At 59.2% G+C, this 6,469-nt stretch carries 4 protein-coding genes and 4 tRNA genes; 1 reads left to right on the top strand and 7 read right to left on the bottom strand.

The window, feature by feature from the left end; all coding sequences use genetic code 11:
* Positions 1–147: 147 nt before the first annotated feature.
* The 7 genes from BSF44_RS26760 to rluD all read right to left on the bottom strand — a co-directional run bounded on the left by BSF44_RS26760 (position 148) and on the right by rluD (position 5,240).
* Positions 148–224: transfer RNA gene (locus BSF44_RS26760), tRNA-Pro, on the bottom strand.
* Positions 225–318: 94 nt separating this feature from the next.
* Positions 319–394: transfer RNA gene (locus BSF44_RS26755), tRNA-Lys, on the bottom strand.
* 5 nt (positions 395–399) lie between these two features.
* Positions 400–476: transfer RNA gene (locus BSF44_RS26750), tRNA-Pro, on the bottom strand.
* Positions 477–485: 9 nt separating this feature from the next.
* Positions 486–561, bottom strand: a tRNA-Asn gene (locus BSF44_RS26745).
* Positions 562–860: 299 nt separating this feature from the next.
* The gene (gene clpB / locus BSF44_RS26740; RefSeq protein ID WP_095946035.1) at positions 861–3,425 is read right to left on the bottom strand and encodes an ATP-dependent chaperone ClpB; all 2,565 of its coding nucleotides are present in this window, start codon (positions 3,423–3,425) and stop codon (positions 861–863) included.
* 130 nt (positions 3,426–3,555) lie between these two features.
* Positions 3,556–4,281 carry a peptidoglycan editing factor PgeF gene (gene pgeF, locus BSF44_RS26735; protein ID WP_095946034.1) on the bottom strand — a complete coding sequence of 242 codons (726 nt, stop codon included), beginning with the start codon at positions 4,279–4,281 and terminating at the stop codon, positions 3,556–3,558.
* On the bottom strand, positions 4,278–5,240 hold the full coding sequence (gene rluD, locus BSF44_RS26730) for a 23S rRNA pseudouridine(1911/1915/1917) synthase RluD (RefSeq protein ID WP_095946033.1): 963 nt from the start codon (positions 5,238–5,240) through the stop codon (positions 4,278–4,280). Before rluD ends, pgeF begins: the two co-directional genes overlap by 4 nt.
* 151 nt (positions 5,241–5,391) lie before the next feature.
* Here rluD and BSF44_RS26725 point away from each other — a divergent pair, with 151 nt between their 5' ends.
* Positions 5,392–6,414 carry an outer membrane protein assembly factor BamD gene (locus BSF44_RS26725; RefSeq protein WP_095946032.1) on the top strand — a complete coding sequence of 341 codons (1,023 nt, stop codon included), beginning with the start codon at positions 5,392–5,394 and terminating at the stop codon, positions 6,412–6,414.
* Positions 6,415–6,469 lie beyond the last annotated feature (55 nt).

The following is a 6,469-nucleotide window of genomic DNA, read 5'->3' as shown; positions in this document are numbered from 1 at the left end:
AAGATCGTTAACGAAAACGCAGCGTTTCTGGTTTAACGCGGCGCTCTCAGGTTCTTCGCGAGCAAGCTCGCTCCTACAATTGATCCGCGGCAAGCAATTAACAGACAAAAAAAATCCCCGTATCTTTCGATACGAGGATTTTTAATATGGTCGGGGTAAGGGGATTCGAACTCCTGACATCCTGCTCCCAAAGCAGGCGCGCTACCGGACTGCGCTATACCCCGGTAAAAAAAAGGCACCCTTGAAGGCGCCTTCCTCGATCAGCGCTTTTGGCCTCTGATCTTAAGATTCGATTCCAGCGCTAACTGGTTTCAAAAATGGTGGGTCGTGTGGGATTCGAACCTACGACCAATTGGTTAAAAGCCAACTGCTCTACCAACTGAGCTAACGACCCAAAAATGGTCGGGGTAAGGGGATTCGAACTCCTGACATCCTGCTCCCAAAGCAGGCGCGCTACCGGACTGCGCTATACCCCGGTTTGAAATTGGCTCCGTGACCAGGACTCGAACCTGGGACCCAATGATTAACAGTCATTTGCTCTACCGACTGAGCTATCACGGAACTACACATTTCAATTTACAACTTTGAAGCTTTACTGCGTTCTCTTCAACCCGTTCGCATCGCTGCGTTCGTGTGTCTGAGGCGCGCTATTCTACAATCTTCAGCACCTCTGTCAACCCCCTAAATTGCTTTCAAGTTAATGATTTGCAACTTATTTTGGATTCCTGCTTGGGGAGCGGAAACCCTGGTGGGTGACTGACTGCGGGGCGCACTTTACAAGCCTTTTCCTTTGAGTTCAACAGCCTAACGAAAAAAAGGCCTCGTTATGCGAGGCCTTTTCGATTTTGCCGCGGTTATGATCAGACGAATACGATTTCGTCGTTCTCCACCACGCCGTGAGCGGTATCGCCCGGCATGAATCGACCGGACAGAATCAACTGCGCCAGCGGGTTCTCGATCCAGCGCTGGATAGCGCGCTTGAGCGGCCGAGCGCCATACACCGGGTCGTAACCGACCGCGATCAGCTTGTCCATCGCCTCAGGGCTGAGCTCAAGCTTCAGCTCGCGCTCGGTCAGGCGGCTGCGCAAACGACCCAACTGGATCTCGGTAATGCCGGCGACCTGATCCCGAGCCAACGGCTCGAAGATCACCACTTCGTCGACCCGGTTGATGAACTCCGGCCGGAAGTGGGTGGAAATCGCATCCATCACCGCTGCACGCTGCGCCTCACGATCCCCGACCAGTTCCTGGATCTGCACCGACCCCAGGTTGGAGGTCATGACAATCACGGTGTTCTTGAAATCCACCGTGCGGCCATGGCTGTCGGTCAGACGACCATCCTCGAGCACTTGCAGCAAGATGTTGAACACATCCGGGTGCGCCTTCTCGACTTCGTCCATGAGGATCACCGAATACGGCTTGCGACGTACGGCCTCGGTCAGGTAACCGCCCTCTTCATAGCCCACGTAGCCTGGTGGCGCACCGATCAAGCGCGCCACGGAATGTTTCTCCATGAACTCGGACATGTCGATCCGCACCATCGCCTCTTCAGTGTCGAAGAGGAACTCGGCCAGCGCCTTGCACAGCTCGGTTTTACCGACACCGGTCGGGCCGAGGAACATGAACGAGCCGCTTGGGCGATTCGGGTCGGACAATCCGGCGCGGGAACGCCGCACTGCGTTGGACACCGCGACCACCGCCTCTTCCTGGCCGATCACACGCTGGTGCAACAGGCTTTCCATCTTCATCAGTTTTTCGCGCTCGCCCTCGAGCATCTTCGACACCGGGATACCGGTCCACTTCGACACGACTTCGGCGATCTCTTCTTCAGTCACCTTGCTGCGCAGCAACTGGTTTTCGGCTTTGCCGTGCTGGTCGACCATTTGCAGGCTGCGCTCCAGGTCCGGGATCACCCCGTACTGCAACTCCGCCATGCGGTTCAGGTCGCCTTTGCGGCGGGCCGCTTCCAGTTCCTGACGGGATTGCTCGATTTTCTGCTGGATCTGCGCCGAACCCTGGACTTCGGCTTTCTCCGAGTTCCAGATTTCTTCGAGATCCGAGTACTCACGCTCATGCCGAGCGATTTCTTCCTGCAATTTCTCCAGACGCTTCTTCGCTGCGTCATCGCTTTCTTTCTTCAGCGCCTGGGATTCCACCTTCAGCTGAATCAGGCGACGCTCCAGACGGTCCAGCACTTCCGGCTTGGAGTCGATCTCCATGCGGATGCGGCTGGCGGCTTCGTCGATCAAGTCGATGGCCTTGTCGGGCAACTGCCGGTCAGTGATGTAACGATGACTGAGCTTGGCCGCGGCAATGATCGCGCCGTCGGTGATCGCCACCTTGTGGTGAACCTCATAACGCTCCTTGAGGCCACGCAGGATGGCGATGGTGTCTTCTTCGCTCGGCTCGTCCACCAGCACTTTCTGGAAGCGTCGCTCGAGGGCGGCGTCCTTCTCGATATATTGGCGGTACTCATTGAGCGTTGTGGCACCTACACAGTGCAGCTCACCGCGGGCCAGGGCCGGCTTGAGCATGTTGCCCGCATCCATCGAGCCCTCACCTTTACCGGCGCCGACCATGGTGTGCAGTTCGTCGATGAACAGAATGATCTGCCCTTCCTGCTTCGACAGTTCATTGAGCAGGGATTTCAGGCGTTCTTCGAACTCACCGCGATACTTGGCACCGGCAATCAGCGCCCCCATGTCCAGGGACAACAGGCGCTTGCCCTTGAGGCCGTCCGGCACTTCGCCATTGATGATGCGCTGGGCCAGGCCTTCGGCGATGGCGGTTTTACCCACGCCAGGCTCACCGATCAGCACCGGATTGTTCTTGGTACGACGTTGCAGCACCTGGATTGTGCGGCGAATTTCGTCGTCTCGGCCGATCACCGGGTCAAGCTTGCCGTCTTCGGCGCGCTTGGTCAGGTCGACGGTGTATTTATCCAGCGCCTGTCGCGCTTCTTCGTGGTTCGGGTCATTGACGGCCTCGCCACCACGCAGGTTGTTGATCGCGTTTTCCAGGGCTTTCTTGCTCACGCCCTGGCCGAGCAACAGCTTGCCGAGCTTGCTGTTCTCGTCCATGGCGGCGAGCAGCACCAGTTCGCTTGAGATGAACTGGTCGCCCTTCTGCTGGGCCAGACGGTCGGCCTGGTTGAGCAGGCGCGCCAGATCCTGCGACATGTTCACGTCGCCGGTCGGGTTCTGGATTTTCGGTAGCTGGTCGAGCTCTTTGGTCAGTTCTTTACGCAGGCTGTTGACGTCGAAGCCCACCTGCATCAGCAGGGGCTTGATCGAGCCACCCTGCTGTTCGAGCAAGGCTTGCATCAAGTGCGCCGGCTCGATGGCCGGATGATCGTGGCCGACAGCCAGGGATTGGGCATCGGACAACGCTAACTGCAATTTGCTGGTTAAACGGTCTATACGCATGGGTCACCTTCCTTTTGAGCAGGCCGGACCTATAAAACATCCTGAATGAAGAAACCTGCCAGATACCGTTATAGATGCGGTCGATTCTGGGAGTTTCAAGCATCAAGACATTGATACAGATCAGAGAAGCTTAGCGGGCGAGCCAGATCAGGGAGGCAAAGCGACCGGTGCGAGGGGCACGGCGGTAAGAAAAGAAACGTGGGTCGGTCACGGTGCAGAAACCGCCACCGTAGACAGCGGTGACGCCGCGAGCGGCCAGGCGCAGACGCGCAAGCTTATAGATGTCGGCCATGAACTTGCCGGGGTTTTGGCTCGGTACAAAGGCTTCTGCCGCTTGCGGCAACTGCTGCACAAAGGTTTCGCGTACTTCCGGGCCGACTTCAAAGGCTTGCGGGCCAATGGCCGGGCCGAGCCAGACCAATACTTCGGCCGGTGGCACCGCCAGACTGTCGAGGGTGGCTTCCAGCACGCCCGCCGCCAATCCGCGCCAACCGGCATGGGCTGCAGCAACGCGGGTGCCGGCACGGTCGCAAAACAGCGCAGGCAGACAATCGGCGGTCATCGCCGCGCAGGCGACGCCCGGCGTTGATGTCCAACTGGCATCAGCTGTATCCACCCGGCCAGGATCGGCATGGGCCACGACAATGCCGTGGACTTGCTGCAGCCAGGCCGGTTGAATGGAGAAATGATCGGTAAGACGCCGGCGATTCTCGGCAACAGCTTCAGGGCTGTCGTCGACGTGATCGCCGAGGTTGAGGCTATCGAACGGCGCCAGACTGACGCCGCCCGCACGGGTGGTGACGCAGGCTTTGACCCCGGCCGGCGCGGGCCAGTCAGGAATCAGCCAGTCACTCATCCGATGAACGCCTCACGGTCTTGCTTGAGCAGGGTCAGCAACCAGACGAAATCTTCCGGCAACGGCGATTCCCAGCTCATGCGCTGACCGGTGGTCGGATGATCCAGTTCCAGGAAACGCGCATGCAGCGCCTGACGCGGGAAGTTTTTCAGCGACTCGACCATGGTCGGGTTGGCGGCCGGCGGAATACGGAAACGACCGCCGTAGGCAGGATCTCCGACCAACGGGTAGTTGATGTGCGCCATATGCACGCGAATCTGGTGCGTACGACCGGTTTCCAGCTTCACCCGCACGTGAGTGTGGGAGCGGAAGCGCTCGAGCACGCGGTAATGGCTGACGGCTTGCTTGCCACCTTCCATCACGGCCATGCGCTGGCGTTGCTGGCCGTGACGACCGATCGGCGCGTTGATCTTGCCACCGGCTGTCACCACACCGATCACGATGCACTCGTAGATCCGGCTGACGCTGCGGCTCTGCAACTGTGTAACCAGCTGCGTCTGCGCTTGAATGGTCTTGGCCACCACCATCAGACCGGTGGTGTCCTTGTCCAGGCGATGCACGATACCGGCGCGGGGCACATTGATGATGTCCGGCACGTGGTGCAGCAAGGCGTTGAGCAAGGTGCCGTCGGCATGACCGGCAGCCGGGTGCACCACCAGGCCCGCAGGCTTGTTGATCACCAGGATATCGTCGTCTTCGTAGACGATATCCAGGGCAATGTCTTGAGCGACCCATTCGCCCTGAGCTTCCTGCTCGGCAGTCAGCTCAAGGATGGCGCCGCCGTGGACGATGTCTCGCGGGCGGATAATCGCCCCATCCACAGTCAGGCGGCCGTCTTTGATCCAGGCGGAAAGGCGCGAGCGCGAGTGCTCAGCGAATAATTGTGCGGCGACTTGATCGAGGCGTTGGCCGCCCAATTCGGACGGCACCTCTGCGCGAAGTTCAATTTTATCGGACATGCTCAGACTAGGCGTCGGCACAGCCTTTGGTTTCGGCTGCGCGCTTGTGGTTAAATACGGCGTCTTTTGCCCCGAGGCTATTCAACGGGGCGCTCATCATAACAGGACGGCCACGCCCAAGACAGCGGCCGTCATAGGGACGCAAGCCGCCATGCAAGTGAAACACCTGCTGCTGATCGCCATCCTCGCATTGACCGCTGCTTGCTCATCGAAGGAAGTCGTAGACGAAAACCTCAGTGAAGTCGAGCTGTACCAACAGGCTCAAAATGACCTGGACAACAGTAGCTACACCAGCGCCATCGCCAAGCTGAAGGCTCTGGAATCGCGTTATCCGTTCGGCCGCTATGCCGACCAGGCGCAACTCGAGCTCATCTACGCCAACTACAAGAACACCGAGCCAGAAGCGGCCAAGTCCGCCGCGGAACGCTTCATTCGCTTGCACCCACAGCATCCGAACGTCGATTATGCCTACTACCTCAAGGGCCTGACTTCTTTCGACCAGGACGTCGGCCTGCTGGCGCGTTTCCTGCCGCTGGACATGACCAAGCGTGACCCGGGCGCCGCCCGCGACTCCTATAACGAGTTCGCCCAACTGACCAGCCGCTTCCCGAACAGCCGCTACGCGCCGGACGCCAAGCAGCGCATGATCTATCTGCGCAACCTGCTGGCCGCCTACGAAATTCACGTGGCCGACTACTACCTGACCCGTCAGGCCTATGTTGCCGCCGCGAACCGCGGTCGTTACGTGGTGGAAAACTTCCAGGAAACCCCTTCGGTCGGCGATGGCCTGGCGGTGATGACCGAGGCCTACCAGCGCCTGCACCTGGACGAACTGGCTGCCACCAGCCTGGAAACCCTGAAGCTCAACTACCCGAACCACCCGACGCTGGTAGACGGTCAGTTCGTACCGACCGTGGCCGAAGCTGACAACCGTTCGTGGCTGAGCAAGGTGACCCTGGGCTTTATCGAGTCCCGTCCGCCACTGCCACCGGGCGAAACCCGCGCCAACCAGGACGTGCAGAAGCAATTCCAGGACGCCAAGGACGCGATCCCGAGCGAGCTCAAGCCTAAAGACGACAATGGCGACGCGGTCGAAGAAGAAAATCACGAAGCGCAAGGCAACAACAGCGACCGTTCGTGGTTCAGCTACATGACTTTCGGCGTGTTCGACTGACACCCCGGGTTGTGCAAAAGGGAGACTTGTAGGAGCGAGCTTGCTCGCGATGGAC

This window comes from Pseudomonas sp. ACN8 (assembly GCF_002303925.1).
Classification (GTDB): Bacteria; Pseudomonadota; Gammaproteobacteria; order Pseudomonadales; family Pseudomonadaceae; genus Aquipseudomonas.
This window is presented reverse-complemented; position numbering and strand designations above follow the sequence as displayed.